Source organism: Caballeronia glebae, from assembly GCF_001545035.1.
GTDB classification, from domain to species: Bacteria; Pseudomonadota; Gammaproteobacteria; order Burkholderiales; family Burkholderiaceae; genus Caballeronia; species Caballeronia glebae.
Genome location: NZ_FCOJ02000024.1, coordinates 1 through 25651 on the forward strand (window position 1 = coordinate 1; position 25651 = coordinate 25651).

Here is a 25651-nt window from a genome sequence, read left to right on the forward strand (position 1 = left end):
CGGCTGCTCGTTTAGCAGCGTGCCGGCCCTCGGCACCTGCGCCGTGCCCGGCATCGGCACTTGCTGCGCCCACGCCGTGAGCGCGCTCGCACAGGCGATACTCGCGCCCGCCGCGCGCAGCACACGGCGCGGGCGCGTTGTCGCACGCGGGGAAGAAGATTCGGGTGTCATGGCGTCGTTCACTGCTGCATCCTCATCGGGCGGACCGGTTGCATCGGCTTTCAGCGCGCGACCGAGAGCCGCCAGTTGCCCATCAGATCGAAGGGCGCCCAGTAGAACGGATGGGCGAACTTGCTGTCGGCGAGCACGGCGAGCTGCGCGTCGCGCATCGCGTCGATGGCTTCCTCGCCCTTCGTGAGCGAGCCGTAGAACGTGCGCATGGTGAGCGCGGTCGATTCGTCGGCGACGGGCCACATCGACACGAGCAACGCCGACGCGCCCGCATAGAAGAACGCGCGCGTGAAGCCCATGATTTCGTCGCCGCGCTCTATGCGCCCGAGCGCCGTCTCGCACGCGGACAAGGTGACGAGCGCGACCGAATCGAACTTCAGGTTGTAGATGTCCTGCGCGAGCATCGGGTCGGGGCCATCGGCGGGCTGTTTCGCGGGCGCGAGCAGCACGCGCGAATGCAGCGGATCGATGGTGTCGGCCTGCGCATGCGTCGCCACGTGAACGATGCGGCCCCCGGGCGCGTTGTCGCTGAAGCTCTTGCGCGTGACGTCGCCTTGCAGAAAGGTCTCGCGTTGCGCGAAGAGCGGGCCGATCGAGCGGACTTCCGCCTCCGCGCCCGGCAGATCGAATTCCGGCGAGATGCGCGGATTGCCGAACGCGACGAGATTGCTCGCGATGCGCTGTTGCCGCCGCACGAGCTGCACCGCGATGCTCGCCGATGGCGCGAGCGCGAGCGCATGCCGCTGAATCAAAAATCCATCAGCATTCCTGAGCGCCTGAAACGGCATGTAATGCAGCGCGCCGTTGGGCACGATGACGAGCCGTTCTCCGGGACGCAGGCCGAGCGGCTGAACGAGCAGCGCATCGAGCTTCGCGCCGTAGGTGAGCGCCTGCGGACGGCCGCGGACGATGGCGTTGCGGAAATCGCTGACAGCGAGCGTCATGTCGCGACGCGGAATCGGCAGCGTGAAGCCCTGAATGCCGTCGCGCCGCACGACCCACGCGATCATCCTGTCGGGCAAACCGTGATATTCGACGATCGCCTCGCCGGGTTTGAGCGCGCTCGTCACGTCGTCGAGCGAGAGCGCGCGCCCGTTCAACTGCGTCTCGTCCACGCCCGACGCGAGCCGGTTGCGCACGACGTCGAGCAGCGCGCGGCTGCGGCTCTTCTCGGAGAGGCTCCACGCGAGCGCGTAGTCGCCGTCCTCGACGACGAGCGCGATCGTTTCCTCGAACACCGTCTGCGTATCGGAGAAAAGCCCGGTCTTGAACTCGTCGCTGCGAAAGCGCGCGCGGATGGTTTCCGAATCGTCGAGCGCGGCGAGCCACGCTTCGCGCGCGTGGCGCCGGTCGCCGAGCGCGAGGTACGCGCGGCCCATGCCCTCGTGCGCCCACAGGTTGTCGTAGCTCGCGTCCGAGCCGCCTTTGCCCGCGCTCGCGGAAAACGCGTCGAGCGCCGCCTGCGGCTTGTTTTCCGCGAGCAGCAGATTGCCTTCGATACGGCGGCGCAAGGGCGCGAGCAAGCTGTCCACCACGCCTGACGTCGTATCGAAGGTCGCGCGCGCGCCGGCCGCGTCGCCGGTTGCGATCTGCGCGTTGGTGATCGAGAGCAGCACCATCGGCCGATACCGCGCCGAGGCCACCGCGAGCGCCGCGCGATATTGCCCGAGCGCCGCCGCCGGATCGCCGCGCCGCGCCGCGATATCACCGAGCACCTTGTGCGCGGGCGCGAGCACTTGCTCCGGGCTCTTCTCGCCGGCCGCGATGGCTTCGTTCGCGTAGCGTTGGGCATCGTCGAGATCGCCGGCGTAGCTGTAGGCGATGGCGAGATCGCGGCGTGACAGCGCGCCGAGATGGGCGTCGTCCGTCTGCCGCGCGACGACGAGCGCCCGCGACGCCGCCTCGATGCTCTCGCGGAAATCGCCGCGCTCGGCCGCCGCCACCGACATGCTGCAGTACGCGTAGCCGTCGAGCTTGACCTGATCGCGCGCGAGCAACAGCCGCCCTTCCTGCGACAGCGTTGCGATGGTTTCCGCGTCGCGCACGCGGGCTTCGGCCTGGCGCGCGGCCGGCGTGAGCGCTTCATCCGGCGTGGCCGCGTGCTGCGCGGTCTGCGCGTGGACGCTCAAGGTTGCAACAAGCGCGAGCGCCGCGCATATCCACTCGATCGGTTTCACGGATGCCTCCTCGCAGGCCGTCGCCTCGCATCGGCGCAACTGAAGCGGCCGGCGCGGTGCCATCACTAGACGAAACACCGCGCGCGATTTGAAAAGCGCGGCGGCTTCGTTCGTCTGTTGCTGTGTACGAAGCCACACACGAAGCCACGCCCGATCCGATGATGGACAGCCCACGTCCGCGCTTATTTCCGTACCTTTGCGCGCTGCTGCTTTGCGCGCTCGCGGCGAGCGCCTGCAAGTCGCCGCCGCCGCCGCCCGCGCCGACGATCGTGCGTTTGAGCGTGACCGCGCTCGGCGGCGTCAACCCCGATCGCTCGGGCCGTCCGTCGCCGGTCGTCGTGCGCGTGTACGAACTCAAGACGACCGCCGCTTTCGACAGCGCCGATTTCTTCACGCTCTACGGCCGCGACCAGGCGACGCTCGGCGGCGATCTCAACGCGAAAAACGAATACGTGCTCAGGCCCGGCGACAGCCGCAGCGTCGAGCAGACCGTGCAGCCGGGCACGAAGTTCGTCGCGGTCGTGGCGGCGTATCGCGACATCGAGCGATCGCGCTGGCGGGCGAGCGCGCCCGTGCCGCCCAACCAGACGACGCTGATGAACGTGCGCATCGACGCCGCCGATGTATCGATCGCCGCGCAGCCCGCGCCGCCGCCATCGGGAAAGAAACAGGCCGCGAAGTGAAGGCGCGCGGGTTTGCAAATTCGCCGCGCTAAATCGTTCTTTGAGCGGAGCGTCCGGATTCGCCGGGCGTAAGCGCGACGCTATCGCCGCGAGCCCACGCCCACACGAGGCACCATGACCTGGCACCAACGCATGATCTGGTCCGAGGGGCTGTTCCTCGAACCGCAGCATTTTCAGCAGCACGACCGCTTCATCGAGCATCTCGTGCGCTCGCATACGCGCGCGACCGAGGCGTGGTCGTGGGGCTGGGCTGCCGTGATGCTCGACGAGATCGCGCTCGGGCTCGGCAAGATCGCGCTCGCGTCCGCGTTCGGCGTGCTGCCCGACGGCACCGCGTTCTCCTTTCCCGACGACGCGAGCGCGCCGCCGCCGCTCGACATTCCCGCCGACGCGCGCGACGAGATCGTGCTGCTCGCGCTGCCGCTCGCGCGCGCGGGCGCAAAGGAGTTCGACGCCGACGGCCGCATCGACGGTCCCATCGACGGCTTGCGCTTTCGCACGACCGACACCTCCGTCGCCGATGTGACGACGAGCACGGACCGCGTCGCGCAGATCCGCGTCGGCGCGCCGAACCTGCGGCTCATGCTCGCGCGCGACGCCACGGACGCCTTCGCGACCATCGGACTCGCGCGCGTGCTCGAACGGCGCGCGGACAATCGCGTGCTGCTCGATCCCGCCTACATCCCGCCGATGCTCCACGCGCACGCCGACCCGCGCCTGCTGGGTTACGCGCAGGAGCTTGCCGCGCTCGTGCATCAGCATGCCGACCGGCTGGCGAGCCGCCTCGCGAATCCGGGGCGCGGCGGCGTCGCGGAAATCGCCGATTTTCTGTTGCTGCAAACGCTCAATCGCTTCGAGCCGCAGTACGCGCATCTGCTGCAGGTGCCGCTCCTGCATCCCGAGCGCCTGTATCAGACGACGCTCGCGCTCGCCGGGGATCTCGCCGCGTTCGACGAGCGCCGCCGCGTGCTCGCGTATCCGCCCTATCGTCACGACGATCTCGCCACGTCGTTCGAGCCGCTCATGCGCGACGTGCGGCAACTGATCGGACAGGTGCGCGAACCCGATGCCGTCGCGATCGAATTGCAAAGCCGCAAGCCCGGCGTGCGCGTCGCGCTCATCAACGATCTGGAACTCGTGCGCAGCGCCGGCTTCGTGCTCGCCGCGAACGCGCAGATGCCGGGCGAAGCGCTGCGCACGCGCTTTCCGACGCAGGTGAAGATCGCGCCCGCGGAAAAGCTGCGCGATCTCGTCAATCTCGCGCTGCCGGGCATCGGCCTGCGCGCGATGCCGGTCGCGCCGCGCCAGATTCCGTTTCACGCGGGCTTCTCCTACTTCGAGCTGGATCGCGGCGGCGAGCTGTGGAAGGAGCTGGAGCAGACCGGCAACCTGGCGATGTATATCGCGGGCGATTTTCCGGCGCTCGAACTGGAGTTCTGGGCCATCCGGCGCTGAGGTCATTGAAGTCATTGAAGTCATTGAGGTCATCCAACGACATGACGAACCACGACGATCCCTTCGCCGGATTCGAATCCGACCAGACGATGATCAAGCCCAATCCCGGCGCGCGGCGGCGCGGCGCGGGCGGCGGGAGCACGCAAGGCCCGTTCGCGCCGGGCGCGGCGACCGGCTCCGATGCGCGCGCTTTCGACGCCGCCTTCGCGCCCGGCGGCGCGGTGAATCCGCTGGTCGCGGCGTGCGCGCCGCTCTTGCAACTCGCCGTTCGCATCCGCGCGATGAGCGCCTGCGCCGATCCCGCCGCGCTGCGCGATGCGCTCGCCGCGGGCGTGCGCCGTTTCGAGGACGAAGCGCGCACGAGCGGCGTCGCGGCGGAACAGGTGACGGCGGCGCGCTACATCGTCTGCACGATGATCGACGAAGCCGCCTCGGGCACGCCGTGGGGCGCGGGCGTCTGGGCGCGGCAAAGCCTGCTCGTGACGTTTCACAACGAGGCGTGGGGCGGCGAGAAGGTTTTCCAGTTGCTCGCGCGGCTCGCGCAGAAGCCCGCGCAACATCTGCATCTGCTGGAACTGGCGAGCATGGTGCTCGCGCTCGGCTTCGAGGGACGTTATCGCGTGGCCGCGCAAGGCAGACAAACGCTCGACGCGATCCGCGCGCGGCTTTATCAACTGATCCGCAAGGAGCGCGGCGAGCCCGAGCGCGCGCTGTCGCCGCACTGGCAAGGCGTGCCGACGGCGCGGCGCCGCGCGACCGACGTGCTGCCGGTGTGGGTCGTCGGCGCGTTCGCGCTGCTGCTGCTCGCGCTCGCCTGGCTCGCGATGAGCTTCCAGCTCGGCAGGCTGTCCGACCCGGCGTTCGACACGCTCGCGTCGATCCGCGCGGGCGCACAACGGCCGCTCGTCGTGACGCAGGCGGCGAAGCCCCGGCTGGCCGAATTCCTCGCGCAGGAAATCCGCGATGGCCTCGTCGCCGTCGATGACCGCGTCGATCGCTCGGTCGTCACGCTGCACGGCGACAACGTCTTCAGGCCCGGCAGCGCCGATGTCTCCGCACAGATGCGGCCGTTGCTGGCGCGCATCGCGGCGGCGCTGAACGCGGTGCCCGGCAACGTGCTCGTGACGGGCCACACCGACGACCGGCCGATCCGCTCGGCGCGCTTCCCGTCGAACTGGGAGCTTTCGCAGGAGCGCGCGGCGAACGTGCGCGATTTGCTCGCCGCGACGGTCGCGCCCGAACGCCTCAAGGCCGAAGGCAAAGGCGACGCCGATCCCGTCGCGCCGAACGACTCGCCCGCCGGCCGCGCGCGCAACCGGCGCGTCGAGGTGACGCTGTTCGCGAAGCCCGGGTCCTGACATGAAAAAGCTTTTCTCGATCCTCTTTCATCCGGTGCTGCTGCTGATCGTCGGGCTGCTGCTCGTTTCGGCCGCGATCTGGATCGCCGGGCCGCTGCTGTCGTTCGCGCATGGCTATCCGCTCGAATCGACGACGGCGCGCTTCATTGCGATCGGCTGCATCGTTCTTTTGTTCGTGCTGCGGCGGCTTTGGGCGGCGTGGCGCGCTCGGCAGACGCAGGCCGCGCTCAACGCCGGGCTCGCCGCGCCTCGCGAAGCGCCGCGCCGCGAAACCGCCGCGCCGAACGCGGGCGAAGCGGAAGTCGCGACGCTCGGCAAGCGTTTCGACGAAGCGTTGACAGTGCTGCGCGACGCGCGCATCGCCGCGTCCGGAAGAAAACCAGGCTGGCGCGACTGGGTCACGCTTTCGGGCCGGCAATATCTGTATCAGTTGCCGTGGTACATGTTCATCGGCGCGCCGGGCGCGGGCAAGACCACGGCGCTGGTGCATTCGGGCTTGCGCTTTCCGCTCGCGGAGCGTTTCGGCACCGACAAGATTCGCGGCGTCGGCGGCACGCGCAACTGCGACTGGTGGTTCACCGACGAAGCCGTGCTCATCGACACCGCCGGGCGCTACACGACTCACGAGAGCGACCGCGAGACGGATCAAACCGCGTGGCAAGGCTTTCTCGCGCTCCTTAAAAAGACGCGCCCGCGTCAGCCGATCAACGGCGTGCTGTTGACGCTCGCCGTCCCCGATCTGCTCGCCGCGACGCAAGCGAGTACCGGCGAGAGCGCGGCGATCTTGCGCGCGCGCATGCGCGAGTTGATGCAGGCGTTCGGCACGCGCTTTCCGGTCTATGTGCTCGTCACCAAGACGGATCTGCTCGCGGGTTTCACGGAGTTTTTCGCGGACATGTCGAAGGAAGAGCGCGCGCAGGTGTTCGGCTTCACGTTCCCGTACGATCCGAAACGCCCGCTCACCGAAGCCGATTTCGGCGCGCGTGTCGACGCCGAGCTTGACGCGCTCGAAGCGCGGCTCGTCGCGCGCCTGGCCGAGCGCCTGAACGCGGAAAGCGGACTCGCGCAGCGCGCCGCGATCATGAGTTTTCCGCAACAGTTCGCGGCGCTGAAACCGCTCGTCGCCGAGGCTCTGCGCGCGACCTTCGTCCAGTCGAAACACGACGATGCGCCGCTCCTGCGCGGCGTCTACTTCACGAGCGGCACGCAGGAAGGCACGCCGATCGATCGCGTGCTCGGCTCGCTCGCGCGCGCGTTCGGCATCGAGCGCGGCGTGCAGCCGCCGCGTCCGTCGAGCGGGCGCAGCTTCTTTCTGGAGCGGCTTCTGACGCAGGTCGTGTTCGCCGAACAAGGAATCGCCGGATCGAATCTGCAATGGGCGCGCAAAAAGCATCTGTGGCGGCTCGGCGCTTATGCGGCGATCGCGGCCGTGACGCTCGGCGCGCTCGCGCTCTGGGGCACGAGCTATCTGCGCAATCGCGCGTATGTGGCGGACGTCGGTCACACCGCGCACGCGGCGAAGGAAGCCGTGGCGGGAACCTCGGCGGCGGGCACGAATCTCGTCGCGCTGTTGCCGTTGCTGTCGGCGGTGCGCGCGCTTGCTTCGACGCCGCAAGTCGATGCGCACAATCCGCCGCTCGCGATGCAATGGGGCCTGTGGCAAGGCGCGAAACTCGACGCCGGCGCGACGGGCGCTTACGAGCGTCTTCTGACCGATCTGTTCCTGCCGAAGCTCGCGGCGCGCATCGAGGAACAGGCGCGCGGCGCGACGCCCGCGAATCCCGGCTACGCGTATGAAGCGCTCAAGGCGTATCTGATGCTGAACCAGCCCGATCATCAGGATGCCGATGCGCTCAAGGCATGGATTCTCACCGACTGGGACCGCTCGCTGCCGCGCGAGGTCGGCAACGAGGAACGCGCCGCGCTCAGCCGGCATCTCGATGCGCTGTTCGCGCGCGGCGTCGTGCATCCGAATCTGCCGTTCGACGAGCGTCTCGTCGCGCATCTGCGCGGCATGCTCGCCGCGAGCACGCTCGCGCAGCGCGTGTACGGGCGCGTGAAGCAGCAAGGCGTCGGCGCGGATTATCCGGAATTCACCGTGGCGCATGCGGGCGGACCGAACGCGTCGCTCGTCTTCACGCGTTCGAGCGGCGCGCCGCTCACGCGCGGCGTGCCGGGGCTCTATTCGTTCGACGGCTATCACAAGGCGTTCCTCAAAGCCGTCGATGAAACCGCCGCGCAACTTGCCGCCGACGAGCCGTGGGTGCTCGGCATCCGCGACCAGAGCGGCCTGCCGCGCGGCGATCCGGCGGCGATGCAGCGCCTCACCGAAGACGTGCGGCTGCTCTATCTTCAGGATTACGCGCGAATCTGGAACGACTTTCTGAACGATATCCGCGTCGTGCGCGCGGACACGCTTTCGCAGTCGGCGCAGATCGCGCGCATCCTGTCCGCGCCCGACTCGCCGCTCGCCGCGCTCGCGAAGGCGGCGTCGCGCGAGACGACGCTCGGCGCGAAGCCCGAAAGCGAAACGACCGTCGTCGATCGCGCCAACGACAAGATCGGCGCGGCGCGCGAGAAGCTGCTCAAGGTCATCCGCGGGTCCGATCCCACGCAGATCGCGCCGGTCGCGCCGGGCGCGCAACTGGAAAGCATCGTCGATGACCGGTTCACCGGCCTGCGCGCGCTCGTGACGAGTCCGGGCGCGGGGCAGGCCGCGCCGATCGCGCAGACGCTCGCTGTCATCAACGACGTCTACACGTATCTCAGCGCCACCGACGAAGCCCTGCAGCAGAAGACCGCGCCGCCGCCGTCGGACGCGCCGGCGAAGCTGCGCACGCAGGCCGCGCGCATGCCCGAGCCGATCCGCTCCGCGCTGCTCGATCTGGGCAGCCAGGGCGCGGCGCAGTCGCAGGAGGCGCGGCGCGTGAATTTGTCGGCGGATCTGAAGGAGTCGATCTCGGCGTTCTGCGTTCGCGCGGTGAGCGGGCGCTATCCGTTCAATCCGAATTCGGCGCGCGACGTGCTGCCCGAGGACTTCGGCACGCTGTTCGCGCCGGGCGGCAAGTTCGACGATTTCTTTCAGAAGAACCTCGCGCCCGACGTCGATGTTTCCGCGAAACCCTGGGCGTTCAAGAAGTCCGATTCGTCCGCGTCGCAGATCAGCCCGGCCGGACTCGCGCAGTTCGAGCGCGCCGCGACGATCCGCGGCGTGTTCTTTCGCGGCGGGGGCAAGACGCCCGCGCTCGCGTTGCAGTTCAAGCCGCTCGACATGGACCCGGCGATTCTCTCCTTCACGCTCGATGTCGACGGGCAGGTGCTCACCTACGCGCATGGCCCGCAGATCGCGACGGCGGTTCAGTGGCCCGGCACGCGCGGCTCGGGACGCGTGAGCCTGCAACTCACGCCGCCGCCGACGAGCGGCGCGAGCAATCTCGTGTTCGAGGGACCGTGGGCGCTGTTTCGCATGTTCGACCGGCTCGACGTGCAGCCGACCGAACAGCCGGAGCGCTTCATCGTCACGTTCGATGTCGAAGGGCGCAAGACGCGCTTCGAAGTGACGGCGAACAGCGTCGAGAATCCATTCCGGCTCGCCGATCTACGCGCGTTCTCGTGTCCGGAGCGGCTATGAACGACGCAGAAGGCGAAACGCTCGCGGACGGCGGCTCGGCGATCGCGGGCTGGTACGGCAAGCTGCCCTCGCTCGGCGATTTCGCGGCGCGGCGGCTCTCGGACGCGTTCGTCGCGCCGTGGGACGCGTGGCTCGCGGAGCGCGTCGCGCAAACGCAGCTCGCGCTCGGCGACGCATGGCTTTCGACGTATCTCACCTGCCCGGTGTGGCGCTTCTTCGCGATGCCGGGCGCCATCGCGCCGACGCTCGGGGCGTGCTGGACGGGCGTCGTGATGGCGTCGGTGGATCGCGTCGGGCGGCATTTTCCGTTGACCATTGCGGCCTCGCTGCCGGCGGCGCCATCGACGGGCGGTGAAATCGCCGCGCTCTGGCAATGGCTTTCGGCGATCGAAGGCGTGGCGCTCGCCGCGCTCGATTTCGATCACAGCATCGAGCGCCTTGACGCGCAACTCGCCACGCTGCCGGTGCCGCAGCCCGTGTGCGCCGGCACGCGCGCGGCCGTGTTGCACGAACCGTGGATCGCGCAGTCGGCCGCGACGCTGCCGGACGCGCTCGCGCGCACGCTCGCGCCGCTCTGGCAGACTGAAATCTACGGCATGAGCATGTGGACCTCCGCGCAGACGACGCCCGCTCCCGCCGATACCGCCAACGCGCAAGATCTCACGCCGCGTCCGTTCACGATCTGGCCGGTGTACGGCCTGCCCGACACGGCGCTTTTCACCACCCTGTTGCGGGACTTCGGATCATGAATGCGACGGGCGGGCTACCGGAAGAAGGCGGCGGCGCGACCGGCAACGGCGGCAAGACCGAAACCAATCCGGGCGACGCGGGCGACGACAAGACGGTGATCGTGAGCGGCGCGCGCGCGCCTTCGGCGGACGCGCCACCCGCGCACAGCGTCCTGCCGCCCGGCACGCGGCTCGGCGAGTTCGAGATCGTCCGGCTCATCGGCGAAGGCGGCTTCGGCATCGTCTATCTGGCGTTCGATACCTCGCTCGACCGCTACGTCGCGGTGAAGGAGTACATGCCGGCGGCGCTCGCCTCGCGCGTGGGCGTGACGCAGGTTCAGGTCAAATCCGGGCGCTACGAGCCGATGTTCCGCGCCGGGCTCAAGAGCTTCATCAACGACGAGGCGCGGCTGCTCGCGCGCTTCGATCATCAGTCGCTCGTGAAGGTGTACCGCTTCTGGGAAGCCAACGGCACTGCCTACATGGCGATGCCCTACTACAAGGGCGCGACGCTCAAGGACACGCTCAGGGCGATGAAAAAGCCGCCCGACGAAGCCTGGCTGCGCGCGCTGCTCACGCCGCTCATCGACGCGCTCGCGGTGCTGCACGCGTCCGATTGTTTTCATCGCGATATCGCGCCGGACAACATCATCCTGCTGGAGGAAAGTCATCGGCCGGTGCTGCTCGACTTTGGCGCGGCGCGGCGCGTGATCGGCGACATGACGCAGGCGCTCACCGTGATTCTCAAGCCCGGCTACGCGCCGATCGAACAGTACGCCGATGTGCCGTCGATGAGGCAAGGACCGTGGACCGATCACTACGCGCTCGCCGCGCTGGTGTATTTCGCGATCACAGGGAAAACGCCGCCGCCCTCGGTCGGGCGCGTGGTGAAGGACAGCTATCAGCCGCTCGCGAAACTGGCGGCGGGGCGTTATTCGGACCGCTTTCTGAAGGCCATCGATCATGCGCTCGCGGTCTCGCCCGCGCATCGGCCGCAGACCGACCGGCAGTTCGCCGCCGAACTCGGCATTTCGCTGGACGACGCGCAGGCCGCGCGCGCGAGCAGCGGCGCGCTCGCGAGGACGGCGCGGCGGCGCATCGGCTGGGCGCTCGGCGCGGCGTGTGTGCTCGCGCTGGCGGGCACGCTCGGCTGGCTCGCGCCGAAGTTCGGCTCACGCGTGCCTTCGGCGGATCGCGTTGCCAGCGAGACGAGCGCGGTGGCGGTTGTTGCTTCGACGGCTTCGGCAGCTTCGACGGCGTCGGCGCCTTCGGTCGTCGCGACCGAAGCGCCGCCCGCGCCCGCCGCGCTGCCGCCTTTCACGCCCGATGGCGAATTCGCGCGCATCGTTTCGCTCGCCGATCCGTCGTTCGACGTCAAGGTGGACGTGCCCGTCGCGCGCGCCGTCGTCGACCACGACCTGTTGCGCTTCGCGCTCACGAGCAATCGCGACGGCTATGTGTATGTCTTCGTCGTCGATCCCGCGAATCAATATCTCCAACTGTTTCCAAACGCGCTCGACAGCGACAACCGCATCGGCAGAAAAAAGCGTCTCGTGCTGCCGCGCCCGAACTGGCCGATGCAGGCGGGCGAGCCGGTCGGCGCGAATCATTTCGTGGCGATCGTGTCGGCCGCGCCGCGCGAATTCCCCGCGCTCGGCCTCGCGCACGATGCCGTCTTCGCCAGTCTCTCGACCGAGGCGCAGCACGCGGCGGCCGCGGAGCGCACGCTCACCGCATCGCCGTTCGCGGGCGTGCCGGCGTGCGACGTCAAAGCGCCGTCGTGTCCCGTCGCGTATGGCGCGGCGACCTTCAAAATCGACGTCGTCCGTTCGTCTAGATAGAGGATTTGAAGCGAAAGCGAAGCAGGCAGCGCTTCGGCCGCGAGACGAGGGCACCATGGCATCACGAACGAGCGGCGCCGCCGCGCAGCCGGGCACGACGTCCGGCGAATCCGTTGCAGAGCCGCCGGCGATCAATGCCGTGACGAGGCGCCCGCGCCCCGCCGTTGCCGCCTTTGCACTGGCCACGGCCGCGCTCGCCGGATGCGCCGGCTCACCGCCTTCACCCTCCACCCGAGCGAACGAAGCCGCCACCTCATCCACGGCGAGCGACGACGCGCGCATGGTCAGCGCGTCGGGCGGCGAGCCGGGCGTCGTCGCTCCGATGCCGGCGAGTCCATCCGCGTCGGTCGGCCTGAACGCCGCCCCTTTCGCGACAAAGAACGCGCTCTATACGCCGGTGCCTTTTTCCAGCTTGCCGGGCTGGGCGACCGACAACGTCGCCGAGTCGTGGGACGCGTTCCGGCGCAGTTGCGGCGTGCTGAGCGGCAAGCCGGCGTGGGCGGCGCCCTGCGCGGCTTCGCGCGGCGTGAATGCAGCCAACGCCGCCGCCGTGCGCCGCTTCTTCGAGGACAACTTCACGGTCTATCAGATACTCAACGTCGACAGAACCGCGCGCGGCGTCCTGACCGGCTATTACGAGCCGATTCTGAAGGGCAGCCGCGAACGCCGCGCGCCGTATCTCTATCCGGTCTACGGCGTGCCGACCGACATGCTGTTCCTCGACGCGCGCCGTCTTCCACCGGGCGCACGCGGCACGCCGGTCGCGGCGCGCATCGAGGGCCGCAGCGTGATTCCGCTCTCGACCGTTTCCATGAGCGGCAAGATCTATACGCTGCGCGTCGGCGACAGCGTGCCCGACATCCGCGACAAGAAGCTGCGGCTGCGTCGCGAGGGCGCGGATATCGTGCCCTACTACTCGCGCGCCGATATCGAGCGCGGTTTGAGCAAAGCGCCCGTGCTGGCCTATGTGGAAGACCCCGCGATGCTCTACTCTATGCAATTACAGGGCGCGGGAAAGATAGTCCTGCCCGACGGAAGGAGCGTCATCCGTCTCGCCTATGCCGAACAAAATGGCTTCGCGTTCAATCCGCCCGTTGCCAGCGCGGGAAGCAAGGGTCGCAAGATTCTGGTGCGCGGCGTGGAGCTCGATCTGGAAGAAGGCACCGTGAGCACGCAGAACGGAAGAAACGATGTCGGCGGCGCGGCTTCGGACGACGCGCCGCAGTCCTCGCTGCTGCGCGGCGCTCAGGATGCCGACGCGGATGACGCATCGGCGGCCGTCCACGGCGATGCCGGCGGGCCGCCCCAGTCACCGCTTCTGCGCGGCTTCACGCTCGCGAAGAGCGCCGCCGCGCCCGCCGCGCGTCCGGCGCGGGTGAGTGCGCCAACGACTGCGAGCGCAGGCATGACGCCGTCCGCCCGCGTCACGGACAAAGGCGCGACGCCATCGCTCGCGGGCGGCGCAGCACTCGGCTATACCTTCGCGGCATCGGACCCGAGCTACGTGTTTTTCCGCACGATTCCCGATTCGCCGAGCGGTCCCATCGGCGCACTCGGCGTGCCGCTTTCCCCGGGCCGCTCGGCGGCCATCGATCCGCGCACGACGCCGCTCGGCGCGCCGGTTTTCGTCAACGCGAGCGAGGGCGGACCGGCGGGCGCATCCGTCACGCGTCTTCTGATGGCGCAGGACGCGGGCGGCGCGATTCGCGGAGCCGTGCGCGCCGACTATTTCTTCGGCACCGGGCCACAGGCCCAGCAGCAGGCGAGCCGCATGAAGCAGCCCGCGCAGATGTGGGTGCTGTTGCCCAAGGGCCTGCGTATCTCCGCGAAGGAAACCGGCGTGCGCGTGCGAGGCGGTCCCGCGATGCCGCGCGCGGATTGCGTCGTGAGCGATCCCGACCTGTGTGTCGACGATGCGCAATGACCGACGCCAACGGATAAAAACATGAAGTTTCTCGTCGCCGATGACCACGAACTGATCCGCCAGGCCGTCAAGTCGCTCTTGCGCGGCATCGATCCCGACGCGCAGTTCGACGAAGCCGATACCTGGGAAACGCTCGCGGCCGCCGCGCGTCCGGAAGCGAATCACGATCTCGCGATCGTCGATCTGCACATGTCCGGCATGGAAAGCGCGGCGTCGCTCTCGGCGCTCCTGAAGGCGAATCCTGCGCTGCCGCTCGTGGTGCTGTCGGCGGAAGAATCCGTCGATGAGATGCGCGCGGTGCTGGCCGCGGGCGCGCTCGGTTTCGTGCCCAAGCGCGAACCCGCCAACGTGATGGTCAAGGCCATCGAACTCGTGCTCTCCGGCGGCGCGTATGTGCCGATCGAAGCGCTGAGCCTGATCGATCCGTCGCCTTCGCGGCTCGCGCGTCAGAGCGCCGCCGAGCGAGCGCGTCCGGTGACGAACATGCAGGCGACCGCGCTCGCGCCGCATCATCTGCACCTGATGGAAAACCTGTCGCCGCGCCAGCGCGAGATCATGCGGCTCGTGCATCGCGGCTGCACCAACAAGATGATCGCGCGCGAGTTGCAGGTGGCCGAAGGCACGGTCAAGGTCCATCTCTCGGTGATCTTTCGGGCGCTCGGCGTGCATAACCGTTCCTCGGCGATCGCGCTCATCAACGGCTGGCTGCAGAGCGGGCGCACGCTCTGAGCGGCGCGCTTCGCTCAGGCGGCTTCGTCCTGCCCGCGCGGCTGGAGCAGCATGTCGAGCGTGCGGCGCAGGCGCGTCGGCGTCACGGGCTTGTGCAGGACCGGCAAGCCGGCGGCCACGAGCGCGGCAAGCCCCGGCGAACCCATGTCGCCCGTGATCACCACGCTCGCGGGCTCGCCGTGTCCGCGCCGCCGCAATGCTTCGCGCACAGCCTGCAACACCTCCGCGCCGGTCTCGTGGCGATCGATCTGGTAATCGCATAGCAGCACGTCGGGCACGAAGCCCTCGGAGATCGCGCGCACCGCCGCCAGCTCGTCGCGGCAGCCGCGCACGCTGCATCCCCAGCGGGTGAGCAGCGCACCCAGCGCGTCGAGATTCGCGGGATCGTCGTCGACGCACAGCACGCGGCGTCCCTCGATACACCCGAGCACCGGAAGCGGCGCGCAAAGGCTCGACGTGATGAGGTTCTCATCGCCGATTCTGACGGGCACGCGCATTGTCGTGCCGCGTCCGGGCGACGAGCGCAGCGTCGGCTCCGAGCCGAGCAGCCGGCTGAGGCGTCGCACCGTCGCGAGACCGAGGCCGTGTCCCTCGCGAGGACCGTGATGATCCAGCGGCGCCTGATAGAAATCCTCGAAGACGAGCGTGTGCTCTTCGGGCGCGATGCCGATGCCCGAATCGCGCACCTCGACATGACAGCGTTGCGAATCGCCGCCGTGGCGCACGCCGATCCATATCGAGCCGCGCTCGGTGTAGCGCACCGCGTTCGACACCAGATTGCCGATCACGCGTTCGAGCAGCACGGGATCGGTAAAGGCGACGCACGGCGTCGGCGCGATGCGCAACGCCAGTCCCTTCGCGGCGGCGGCGGGCCGGAACTGCCGCTCGATGCGCGCGAGCAACTCCGAAAGACGGAAATGCTGCGGGATGACCTGCGTCACGCCGCTTTCGATACGCGCGAGATCCAGCACCTGATTGAAGAGCTGATTCAGCGCATCGACGTTGGCGATGATGTGCTGCGCGGATTCATCGCGCTCCTGCGCGCTCGCGCCGTTATCGGTCAGCGCCTGCGCGAGCAGGCCGATCGCGTGAAGCGGCTGGCGCAGATCGTGACTCGCGGCCGCGAAGAAACGCGTCTTGGCGAGGCTCGCTTCCTCGATCACGCTTTTCTGCAGCGCGATGGTGTGCGCGAGCCGCTCCTGCTCGACACGCGCCTTCACGATGCCGCGAAAAAGACCGCGATACTGCGAGCCGGACAGATGAATCGCGACGACGCACACGGCGAGCACGACGCCCAGCGCGAAGCGGCCATCGGCGGGCTGCATCAGGCTCAATACCGTGACGGGCAGAAGCAGCGTGAGCACCGCGCTCGACAGGTTGAGCAGATTCAATCCGTTCGCGCCGTATGCGAGCGCGGCCAGCGTGACGAGCAGAACCGCCTGCGCGGCGACGAAACCGGCCGATTCGTTCTCGAAAGCGAAGCAGATGGCGACGCCCGGCGCCGCGTGAAGCAGCACGTTTCGCAGCGCGTGCAGGCCGATCCAGCGACGCGCGCCGAAACGCAGCGGATCGCGGCGGCGCCAGGCCCAGAGACAGATCGAGACGCCATTAGCGATCCCATGAAAGATCGCGCAGCCTAGAACGAGCCACCCGGCGTGCGGACGCAAAACCAGCGCGGGATAGAGCAGCGCGATCGCGCAGCAATGCGCGATGAAAGACGCGGGGTCCGCCGCATAGAGCGCACTGGCGAGGTCCTCGTCGATCTCGCCATGCTCACGATCGCCATGCATCTGCCATCCCCTTGTTGCGTTGATTGCTTCGGGTTGGCTCCGGCACGCTGGCGACGTTGCGAAACATGCAACGGCTATTCCCCTGCCTGACCGGTTTACCCGAAAGTTCTAGTCGACGGATATGACTAACTTCATATTGGTCGTTTCATAGGAGAAAACCATACTCATCACGTTGCCACCGATTTGAGGGGATTGACACGTGGAGACCTTGATAATGAATCCCGTCGCAGAGACGGGTGCGCCCTCGATGCTCACCGACCTTTGGCGCCGGCGCACGCATCTGTCGCAGGACGAAATGGTTTCGATCTATAACCTCGTGAAAGGCGCGTTGCGCGGTTATCACCCGCCCGAATTGCAATCGCTCAGAGAAGACAAGGAGGAACTCGTCGCGCAGTTCATCTACGCGAAAGTGCTGCGGCTCGAACCGGGCCACGGCGAATCGCACGCGAGCGAGCACAGCGCGCCGTCGAGCGGTTATGCCGTATGTACGTATTTCAGGCGCTTTCTTATCGATTGCCTGCGCAGCGCGAGCAATCAGCGCGACGTGTCGATGGAGATCGACGGCATCGTTCAACAGATCGACGAGCACGCGCACGCCGCCGACGATCCCGTCGCCTCCGTCCTGATGCAATACGGCCTCGACGAAGCGCGCGTGCGCCGTCTCGCGCGCGGCTTCATCGAAGCTCTGGACAAGTACGAACAACTGGTTCTGGCGGGCACGCTGGGCTGGTGTTCGGAGGACAAAGGCGGCTTGTTCGGGCTGGCGACGCGGCATCACATCCCTTCGTACCACTATCGGGCGGTGAGGCTCGGCGTGACGCTCAAGAAGTCGGCGCAAAGCGCGGATTTCGCCGCGACGAAGATCGGCAGATGGATCGGCGGCACGCTCGGCATTCCGATCAGCGCCGACAATCAGGCCGCGATTCTGCTCGTGCTCAATCTGCTCGCGGTCGAATCGGCTCAGGGAATAACCTGATGGCGGGATGAAGCATCAGCGGTGGCCGGTCAGCGCGAATTCAGTCGTCTTCACGGCTTGCGCGAGATAGTCGACGAACGAGGCAATGCGCGCGGAGATCGCCGTGTTGCGATAGTAGACGGCGTTGATCGGCTGCCGCACTTCCTGCGTGTGACGCGCGAGAATCTGCACGAGCTTGCCATCGCGCCGGTCGCGCAGCGTCATGAAGTCAGACAGGCACACGATGCCCGCGCTTTCGAGCGCGAGATGCCGCAGCGTCTCGCCACTCGACGAAGCAATCGCCGGCGTGATCCGATAAGGTTCTTTATCGCGTCCCGCAAGCGGCCAGACGTTGAGCGATTCCGGCTGCGTGAAGCCGAGCAGCGAATGATTCGCCAGCTCGTCGACGCGCTTCGGATGGCCGCGCGTCTCCAGATAATGCGGCGTCGCGAGCACGCGAATCCGGCTGCTGCCGATCGGGCGGCTGTGCAGCGTCGAATCCTTCAGCTTGCCGATGCGGATCGCGACATCGGTGCGGCGCTCCAGTAGATCGATCACGCCTTCGTTGCTGTTCAGTTCCAGTTCGACATGCGGATAGCGCTCGCGATATCCCGCAACCAGCGGCACGATCACGTGCAGCATGAAGGGCGTCGCGGCATCGACGCGCAATAGGCCCGAAGGCCGCTCGCGGCGCGCGGCGATCTGCTCTTCGGCGCTTTCCACGGCATCGATGATCTCTCGCGCGCGCTGCAGAAAACTCTTGCCCTCCTCCGTCAGTTCCAGGCGTCGCGTGGTCCGGCGCAAAAGCGTTGTCTGCAGCTTTTCTTCGAGCCGACCGAGCGTTCGGCTCGCCCCCGAAACCGTCTGATCCAGTTGCTCCGCCGCCGCCGTGATCGAACCCGTGTCGACGACGGTCGCGAAGGTTTGAAGCTCGTCGAGAGTGACTTTCATAGTTGACTTCGATTCAAGAGTTCTTCGTTTATAAACCGCCATTTTCGCAAAAATAAAGCCGCCGTTCCGTGCCCGGAAAATACGCCTTCCACGACGATCTCCCGACGCGTCCCTAGGCTCTTTCGGCCAAAGCGTCGTTCGCATAAGACGCGCGGCTTGCCGAGTCGCCCGCAAGACACTAAGACATACTGAGTGAGTACTTTCGGCGTCACGAGGCAAAGGAAGGTGCATCATGAGCAAGAACATCGTTTTCTGCGCGGATGGAACCTGGAACGGTCCGAACACCGATCACGACAACGACGGCATTCCGGATACCACCAACGTATTCAAGGCGTTTCTGCTGTTATCCGGCGAGCCGGACCCCGCCTCCACGCTGCTCGCCTCCGAGCAGGAAATCGCGGAGCCGGGGCCGGAAGGACAGGTCGCCAAATATCTTCATGGCGTCGGCGATTCGCGCAACGTCATCACGAAACTGGTGGGCGGCGCGTTCGGCGACGGCCTCATCGCGCGCATCGTGCGCGGCTATACCTTCGTATCGCGCAACTACCAACCGGGCGACCGCATCATCCTGATGGGCTTCAGCCGCGGCGCGTACACGGTGCGCGCGCTCGGCGGAATGATCGCGAGCGTCGGCCTGCTCGATACGAGCCGCTACGACGCCGACGACAAGGCGCTCGCGTATCGCATGGGCATTCTCGCGTGGCGCAAGTATCGCGAGTCGAGGCCGCCGGCGCACGGCTCAGGCGGCCTGAAGGGTCTGCTGGAGAAGATCGTCAATTTCGAGCCGTCGCTCGCGTTCACGAGACTTCAGCCGGACGACACGGTGCCCGTCGATGAAATCCGCGCCATCGGCGTATGGGACACGGTGGGCGCGCTAGGCATTCCGCTTTATCTCGACAGCGAAGACTCGACGGTCGATCTGTTCCGCTTCGCCGACACCGCGCTCAGCCCGAAAGTGAAGTTCGGCATTCACGCGATCAGCCTCGACGAGCAGCGCGGCGATTTCACGCCGACGCTCTGGGATACGCGCGCAGGCATCACGCAGGTGTTGTTCGCGGGCGCTCACGCGGACGTGGGCGGCGGCTATCCGAATGGCGAATCGGGTCTGTCGGATATCGCCTGTGAATGGATGTTGAAGCGCCTGGCCGATCCCGCCATCGGCATGCGTCTCAAGACGCCGCCGTGGACCTTGCAGCCGGATTTTCTCGGCAAGGCGCATTCGCCGTGGACCGAAGCGCCCTTCTCGTTGCGTCCCTCGGGCCCGCGCGGTCCATTCGCCTTTCCGCAGGACATTGGCGCGCATGTTTCGGTCGCGCAGCGCCTGGGCCTCGTGATGGTGGCGGGCAGGCCGGTGCCGGTTCCGAATCCGTATCTGCCCGCCGTGCTCGGCACGCTCTTCACCACGCACACGAGTTGGATCACGTCCTGAAAAATTTTCGGGCCCGGGACTTTCGTACCCGGGCCCGCTTCGCTAGTGCCACTTCGCGCCCTTATGGCGATTTCGGCCAACGACGTCCCACAGCTTGCGCGCCTGTTTCTGCACCGACTTCGCGTGTTCCTCGTGGTGAGGCTCCGCGTCCCCGGGCGCAACCGTCGCGTCGCGTTTCGGCCGCTTGAACATATCGGCGAATCTCATCGCAACCTCCTTTTGCGGCAAGCACACCGCAAAAACAGTTTACTCCGGCTGGCGGCCCGCATCGCAAGGTTTCAGCGACGTTTCGCGAAGCGATCTTTCAAACCGCCGACGTCATGCCGCGCGGTTGCGTCAGCATCGCCGGCTGCAGGATTTCGTCGAGTTGCAACTGACTCAACAGCCCCTTTTCGATGACGATCTGCGCCACGCTTTTACCGGAAATGAGCGCTTCCTTCGCGACTTCCGTCGAGTGCGTGTAGCCGATATACGGATTGAGCGCCGTCACGATGCCGATAGAGTTTTCGATGATCGCGCGCAGCCGGTCGCGATTCGCGCTGATGCCATCGACGCATTTCGACGCGAGCGTGAGGCACCCCGCGCGCAAGTGGGCGATGCTTTTGAAAAGGCTATGCGCGATGATCGGTTCGAACGCGTTGAGCTGAAGCTGGCCCGCCTCGGCGGCGAAGCTCACGGTCACGTCGTTGCCGATAACTTCGAACGCGATCTGATTGACGACTTCCGGAATCACCGGATTCACCTTGCCCGGCATGATGCTCGATCCGGCCTGCACCGGCGGCAGGTTGATTTCGCCGAGTCCCGCGCGCGGCCCGCTCGAAAGCAGACGAAGATCGTTGCAGGTCTTCGACAGCTTGACCGCGACGCGCTTGAGCACGCCGGAAAGCTGCACGAAAGCGCCGACATCCTGTGTCGCTTCGACGAGATTCGGCGACGTCGAGAGCGCGATGCCGGTCACATCGCTCAAATGCCTGCACGCGAGCGGCGCGTATTGCGGATGCGTGTTGATGCCCGTGCCGATCGCGGTCGCGCCGAGATTGATTTCGCAGATCAGCATGGCCGCTTCCTTCAGACGCTCTTCGTCCTCGCCGAGCATCACGGCGAAGGTGCTGAACTCCTGGCCGAGCGTCATCGGCACGGCGTCCTGAAGCTGCGTGCGACCCATCTTCAGATCGTCGCGGAATTCCAGCGCCTTGCGTTCGAACGACGCGCGCAGCACGCCCATCGCGTCGATCAGTTGCATGATGCCCGCGTAGGTGGCGATCTTCAGCGCGGTCGGATAGACGTCGTTGGTGCTCTGCCCGAGGTTCACGTCTTCGTTCGGATGCAGCACGCCGTATTCGCCACGCGCATGTCCGAGATGTTCGAGCGCGAGATTGGCGATAACTTCATTCGCGTTCATGTTGGTCGAGGTGCCCGCGCCGCCCTGAATCACATCGACGACGAAGTGCTCGTGCGCCGTGCCCGAGCGCACTTGCCTGCATGCCTGCACGATGGCCTGCGTTTTCACTTCGCTCAGAAGACCGAGGTCGTGGTTCGCGAGCGCCGCCGCTTCCTTCACGCTCGCCAGCGCATTGATGAGATTCGGGTATGCGGAAATCGCGATGCCCGTGATGGGGAAATTCTGCAGCGCGCGCAGCGTGTGAACGCCGTAGTAGGCGTGGCCGGGCACGGCGAGATCGCCGAGCAGGTCGTGTTCGATACGTTCGGTGGGTGCAAGCATGGATTCCTCTCAGGTTCTATAAATGTCGATAGTTCGATGCGGACGTTCACTTCGCTTCGCTTTCCAACTGGCCGAACGAAGGCGCGTTCATGGCCGCGCGGCGTTCCAGCCGTGCGACGCGCTTGCCTTCCCACTTCGCGATGGCGGCCGTCGCGATGCTGTTGCCGATCACGTTGGTCGCGGTGCGCCCCATGTCGAGAATCTGGTCGATAGCGAGCACGAGCACGACGCCCGATGGCGGCAGATGGAACATCGGCGCGACGGCCGCGACGACCACCACCGAGCCGCGCGCGACACCGGCCATGCCCTTGCTGCTCAGCATGAGCACGAGCAGCATGACGATCTGCGTGCCGATCGGCATGTCGATGCCGAACGCCTGCGCGATGAAGATCGCGGCGAACGCCTGATACATCATCGAGCCGTCGAGATTGAACGCGTAGCCGAGCGGCAGCGTGAAGCCGACCACTTTCTTGTCGACACCGAACTCCTCCAGCTTCTCGGTCAGTCGCGGATACGCGGCCTCGCTGCTCGCCGTGGAGAAGGCGAGCATCGCCGGCTCGCGGATCGACTTGAGCAAGGTCCAGACGGGTTTGCCGAGGAACGCGTATCCGACGAGGATCAGCGCGGCCCACAGGAGCGCGAGCCCGGCATAGAAGCTCGCGACGAGCTTGCCGTAGGTGGTGAGCACATCGAGGCCATGCACCGTGATCGCCGATGCCAGCGCGCCGAACACGCCGAAGGGCGCGAGGCGCATCACGTAGTCGGTGAGCTTCAGCATCGCGGGCACGAGTCCTTCCACGCCGGCGATAAGCGGCGCGACGCGCGCATCCGACTTGATCACGCTCAGCACGATCCCGAGCAGCACGGAGAAAACGAGGATCTGAAGGATGTCGTTGCGCGCCATCGCATCGAGCAGGCTTGTGGGAAACGCGTGCGTCACGAAGTCCTTGAAGTTCAGGCCGGCGGTGTTGAGGCCGGTGGCGACGTCGGCGCTCGTCTGCGTCATGTGCAGGCCCGCGCCGGGTTGCAGCAGGTTCGCGAGCACGAGGCCGAGCGCGAGCGAAAACAACGACGCGCACACGAACCACGCGATCGAGCGCAGGCCGATTCTGCGCACGTCGCTCGTGCCTTCCATGCCCGCGAGTCCCGACACGAGCGTCGCGAAGACGAGCGGCGCGATGATCATCTTCACGAGCCGCAGGAAGATATCCGTGATGATGGAAAAGTAGTCCGCGATAACCTTGGCTTGCGCGGCATCCGCGGCCATGCGATGACAAACGTAGCCGACAGCCACGCCGAGCACCATGCCCGCGAGGATATAGAGGGTGAGCCGATTCTTCATGTGTCTCCGTCCTGGAATGGCGCACGAACGGTCGGTCGGAACCGGCGTGCGCTCGCTAATGGCAGGCGCATCGAAGTTCGACGCGCCGCTTTTTTGTGTCAGGACGGAATCTTATGGAAAGCAGAAAAAACGTGAATGCTAGTGCTGCATACCGCTATGCAAGTTTCGCATAACGTCTGAACGGCCTTGTTCGGCGGGGCGCGGAAAGGGAGGTTAGGCGCAATACGGTTGGCGAGCGGTTGGCTTCATCATGCGAGCCGCTCGCCTTCGGTTAGCTCACCGGGCGCAGGTAGGTGAGCAACATGTCGAGATGCATTGCGGAAATTGTTTGCTGACGGTCCGGCTCGGCGTAGTTGCGGCCCGTGAACATGTCGATGGTGAAGCGGTTGGACACGATGTAATAGCCCATGCCGACGAGCGTCACGTAAAAGTCCAGCGGATCGACGCCCTGACGGAACTGACCCGCCGCCGCACCACGTTCGAGCGCCGCGCGCAGCAGGTCGACCACCGGCGAGATGGTCTCGCGCAAGTGGCTCGAACGCTCCAGATAACGCCCTTCGTGCAGGTTCTCGTTATTGATAAGGCTCAGCCATTGAGGGTTTTCCCGCAGATGCGCCCAGATGGACTGGGCCAGTTCGCGAATCGCGTCGGCCGGTTGCAGGCCGGACAAATCGAGGCCTTGCTCGCGCTGCGAAAACTGCGCGTACATCGCTTCGAGCACGGCGACGTACAGCCCTTCCTTGCTCGCGAAGTAGTAGTAGAGCATGCGCTCGTTGGTGCCCGCCGCCGTGGCAATGGCGTCGACCCGGGCGCCAGCAAGGCCTAGCTTCGTGAACTGTTCCGTGGCGGCTTCGAGAATGCGCCGCCGTGTGCCTTCCGGGTCTCGTTTTACTCGTTGTTGTTCGCTCATATATTTGCGGGCTACGGATGGAATTGCGACTGTCATTGATGGTTGGCATTATGCCGACCGTCACGGGCCTGGACATAGATTCGAGTATACGTAATGTTGCCGCCTTGACGATGAGAAAATGAAGCATTAGTGGAATTACCGCGCCGGTAAATGACGCAAGCCGGTAGAGCGCCGCGTGCACGTTAGAACACTGGCTGCCGACGACCGCGCAGTCACACATAGAGATCCAGGAATGAACGCGACCCCGCCACTCAATCGAAGACTCGAACAGGCTCGACGCCTGCTCGCTCTCGCCCAGACGGGACTGCACTACACGACCGCCGTCTTCGACAAGGAACGCTACGAAGAAATCGCTACGATCGCGCATGAGCAGATCGCCGAAATCGCCTCGATGGAAGCGGGCGAGGTGGCCGATCTCTTCGCATTCGAGTCAGGTTATGCCAATCCGAAGCTCGACGTCAGGTGTGCGGTGTTCAACGCGTCCGGGCAAATTTTGCTCGTGCGCGAAGCGGCCGATGGACGATGGTCGCTTCCCGGAGGCTGGGCCGACGTCGGCTTGTCGCCTGCGGAGAACGCCGCCAAGGAAGTGCGCGAGGAAAGCGGTTATACGGTCGATATCGTCCGACTGCTTGCCGCGTGGGATACGGCGAAGCATCCGCATCCGCCGTCGGTCTTTCACATCTGGAAGCTCGTTTTTCTCGGTGAGATCGTGCAGACCGGCGATGTGATCGGCGTGGAAACCGATGCCGTCGAGTTCTTCAGGCTCGACGACCTTCCGCCGCTGTCGCTGGGCCGGATCATGCCCGCGCAAATCCGGCGTCTCGACACGCTGCGACGCGGCGGCGAGGTCGAATTCGACTGAAGCACTTCGAGCGCGCTTCGCTGTCGGCAGAATCGATGGCGAAGCTTTTGGTGCCGGTGCAAACGCAAGACGGTTAGTTGCATATGAAACGCGCTTAAATTAGTTGGTAATCCGATGCAATCCCTCTAGCCGATAACCGACGCTTCCTGATGCGCCTTCGTCAACTCCGCCATGCTGTTGAAGCGGAAGTCGATCTTCGGCTGAGCGCCCGGGTCCATCGTCGCGCCAAAGCCGGGCTGCGAATGACGACGATAAATCCAGCACGATGCAAGGCCGAAGCCGTTCGCCGGCCTGTGATCGTGGAAAAGGCTTTCGGCCGTATGCAGGATCGATTCTTTCCGGATGCCGCGTTCGCCCAGCTTTTCCAGCATGTATTCGAAATTGCGCGGCGAAGGTTTATACGATCCGACATCCTCCGCCGTAATGATGGCGTCGAATTCAACCTGTAGTCTCGCATTGCTATGGGCAAAGCTTTCGTTATCGACGTTAGAAAGAATCACGAGCTTGTAATGCTGTTTCAGATAGCGCAGCGCATCCGCGGAATCCGCGAACGCGGGCCAGTTGCGAATCGAACGTCCATAGGCAATGCATTCTTCCTGGGTGAAGGAAACGCCCCACTCTTCAGCGAGCCGCTTATACACGATAGCCAGCAACTCCTGATAGCGCTTGCCCGGCGTGTACTTCTGCTGCGACGACTCGTGACGCGCATGAGCTTCCAGAACTTGGTCGCGCGTCAACGGGGGCTCGACGCGATCCAGTAACGGGCGCAGTGCTTCGAAAATCCCGGTTTCCCAGTCGATCAGCGTGCCGTAGCAGTCGAAAGTCAGCGTGTCGAAGTCGGTCAGTTTCACAATCGCTCCTGTCAGTCGAAAAAAATGTTATGGATAACAGCGTCCCGTGCCGTGATGTTACATAACCGTGCGTTTTCGAGTATTCGTTACCCGGAGTTGGTGTATCGTCCGTTCACCGCTTCCGCTCAAACACGCTATACG

20 protein-coding genes are annotated in these 25651 nt (G+C 66.0%); 11 read left to right on the forward strand and 9 right to left on the reverse strand.

The features are described 5' to 3' along the window. Both AWB82_RS37145 and AWB82_RS17705 read right to left on the reverse strand, forming a co-directional pair. On the reverse strand, positions 1–183 hold a 183-nt coding region (locus tag AWB82_RS37145; RefSeq protein ID WP_143756760.1), incomplete at its 3' end, for a hypothetical protein. Between the two features lie 38 nt (positions 184–221). Next, positions 222–2348 (reverse strand): CHAT domain-containing protein, encoded by a 2127-nt coding sequence (locus AWB82_RS17705; protein WP_086969575.1) that lies wholly within the window; start codon positions 2346–2348, stop codon positions 222–224. A gap of 122 nt (positions 2349–2470) precedes the next feature. On the opposite strand from AWB82_RS17705, the gene tssJ reads away from it, so the two are divergent. From tssJ to AWB82_RS17745, 8 genes are all read left to right on the forward strand, one after another. Further along, positions 2471–3031: a type VI secretion system lipoprotein TssJ gene (tssJ, locus tag AWB82_RS17710; RefSeq protein ID WP_235023335.1), complete on the forward strand. Its 561-nt coding sequence runs from the start codon at positions 2471–2473 to the stop codon at positions 3029–3031. 114 nt (positions 3032–3145) lie between these two features. Next, positions 3146–4486: a type VI secretion system baseplate subunit TssK gene (tssK, locus tag AWB82_RS17715; RefSeq protein WP_086969432.1), complete on the forward strand. Its 1341-nt coding sequence runs from the start codon at positions 3146–3148 to the stop codon at positions 4484–4486. A gap of 41 nt (positions 4487–4527) precedes the next feature. Beyond that, on the forward strand, positions 4528–5844 hold the full coding sequence (locus AWB82_RS17720) for a DotU family type VI secretion system protein (RefSeq protein WP_086969434.1): 1317 nt from the start codon (positions 4528–4530) through the stop codon (positions 5842–5844). Between the two features lies 1 nt (position 5845). Next, the gene (tssM, locus tag AWB82_RS17725; RefSeq protein WP_086969436.1) at positions 5846–9475 is read left to right on the forward strand and encodes a type VI secretion system membrane subunit TssM; all 3630 of its coding nucleotides are present in this window, start codon (positions 5846–5848) and stop codon (positions 9473–9475) included. Next, positions 9472–10224 (forward strand): type VI secretion system-associated protein TagF, encoded by a 753-nt coding sequence (tagF, locus tag AWB82_RS17730; RefSeq protein ID WP_086969437.1) that lies wholly within the window; start codon positions 9472–9474, stop codon positions 10222–10224. The genes tssM and tagF overlap by 4 nt, the downstream gene beginning before the upstream one ends. After that, complete coding sequence (locus tag AWB82_RS17735; RefSeq protein WP_086969439.1) at positions 10221–12044, forward strand: serine/threonine protein kinase; 1824 nt, start codon at positions 10221–10223, stop codon at positions 12042–12044. The genes tagF and AWB82_RS17735 overlap by 4 nt, the downstream gene beginning before the upstream one ends. 55 nt (positions 12045–12099) lie before the next feature. Next, entirely contained in the window at positions 12100–13968 is a 1869-nt protein-coding gene (locus AWB82_RS17740; RefSeq protein ID WP_086969441.1) for an MltA domain-containing protein, read from the forward strand. 21 nt (positions 13969–13989) lie between these two features. Continuing rightward, complete coding sequence (locus AWB82_RS17745; protein WP_086969443.1) at positions 13990–14697, forward strand: response regulator transcription factor; 708 nt, start codon at positions 13990–13992, stop codon at positions 14695–14697. Positions 14698–14711: 14 nt separating this feature from the next. On the opposite strand, the gene AWB82_RS17750 is transcribed toward AWB82_RS17745, so the two are convergent. Then, entirely contained in the window at positions 14712–16487 is a 1776-nt protein-coding gene (locus AWB82_RS17750; RefSeq protein WP_086969445.1) for an ATP-binding response regulator, read from the reverse strand. 214 nt (positions 16488–16701) lie between these two features. On the opposite strand from AWB82_RS17750, the gene AWB82_RS17755 reads away from it, so the two are divergent. Then, positions 16702–17463: a hypothetical protein gene (locus AWB82_RS17755; RefSeq protein WP_086969447.1), complete on the forward strand. Its 762-nt coding sequence runs from the start codon at positions 16702–16704 to the stop codon at positions 17461–17463. A gap of 15 nt (positions 17464–17478) precedes the next feature. Here the strand turns inward: AWB82_RS17755 and AWB82_RS17760 are convergent, their stop codons facing one another. Beyond that, complete coding sequence (locus AWB82_RS17760; RefSeq protein WP_086969448.1) at positions 17479–18393, reverse strand: LysR family transcriptional regulator; 915 nt, start codon at positions 18391–18393, stop codon at positions 17479–17481. A 232-nt stretch (positions 18394–18625) separates the two neighbouring features. On the opposite strand from AWB82_RS17760, the gene AWB82_RS17765 reads away from it, so the two are divergent. Then, positions 18626–19822 (forward strand): DUF2235 domain-containing protein, encoded by a 1197-nt coding sequence (locus AWB82_RS17765; protein WP_086969450.1) that lies wholly within the window; start codon positions 18626–18628, stop codon positions 19820–19822. 42 nt (positions 19823–19864) lie between these two features. Here AWB82_RS17765 and AWB82_RS37960 read toward each other — a convergent pair whose 3' ends face one another. From AWB82_RS37960 to AWB82_RS17780, 4 genes are all read right to left on the reverse strand, one after another. Continuing rightward, the gene (locus AWB82_RS37960; protein WP_200818133.1) at positions 19865–20029 is read right to left on the reverse strand and encodes a hypothetical protein; all 165 of its coding nucleotides are present in this window, start codon (positions 20027–20029) and stop codon (positions 19865–19867) included. A 97-nt stretch (positions 20030–20126) separates the two neighbouring features. Then, positions 20127–21545: an aspartate ammonia-lyase gene (gene aspA / locus AWB82_RS17770; RefSeq protein WP_086969452.1), complete on the reverse strand. Its 1419-nt coding sequence runs from the start codon at positions 21543–21545 to the stop codon at positions 20127–20129. Positions 21546–21591: 46 nt separating this feature from the next. Beyond that, entirely contained in the window at positions 21592–22887 is a 1296-nt protein-coding gene (locus AWB82_RS17775; RefSeq protein WP_086969454.1) for a dicarboxylate/amino acid:cation symporter, read from the reverse strand. 271 nt (positions 22888–23158) lie between these two features. Beyond that, positions 23159–23797: a TetR/AcrR family transcriptional regulator gene (locus AWB82_RS17780; protein ID WP_086969455.1), complete on the reverse strand. Its 639-nt coding sequence runs from the start codon at positions 23795–23797 to the stop codon at positions 23159–23161. 232 nt (positions 23798–24029) lie between these two features. Here AWB82_RS17780 and AWB82_RS17785 point away from each other — a divergent pair, with 232 nt between their 5' ends. Then, positions 24030–24659 (forward strand): NUDIX hydrolase, encoded by a 630-nt coding sequence (locus AWB82_RS17785; RefSeq protein ID WP_086969457.1) that lies wholly within the window; start codon positions 24030–24032, stop codon positions 24657–24659. Between the two features lie 125 nt (positions 24660–24784). Here the strand turns inward: AWB82_RS17785 and AWB82_RS17790 are convergent, their stop codons facing one another. After that, complete coding sequence (locus tag AWB82_RS17790) at positions 24785–25510, reverse strand: haloacid dehalogenase type II (RefSeq protein WP_086969459.1); 726 nt, start codon at positions 25508–25510, stop codon at positions 24785–24787. Between the last annotated feature and the right edge of the window lie 141 nt (positions 25511–25651).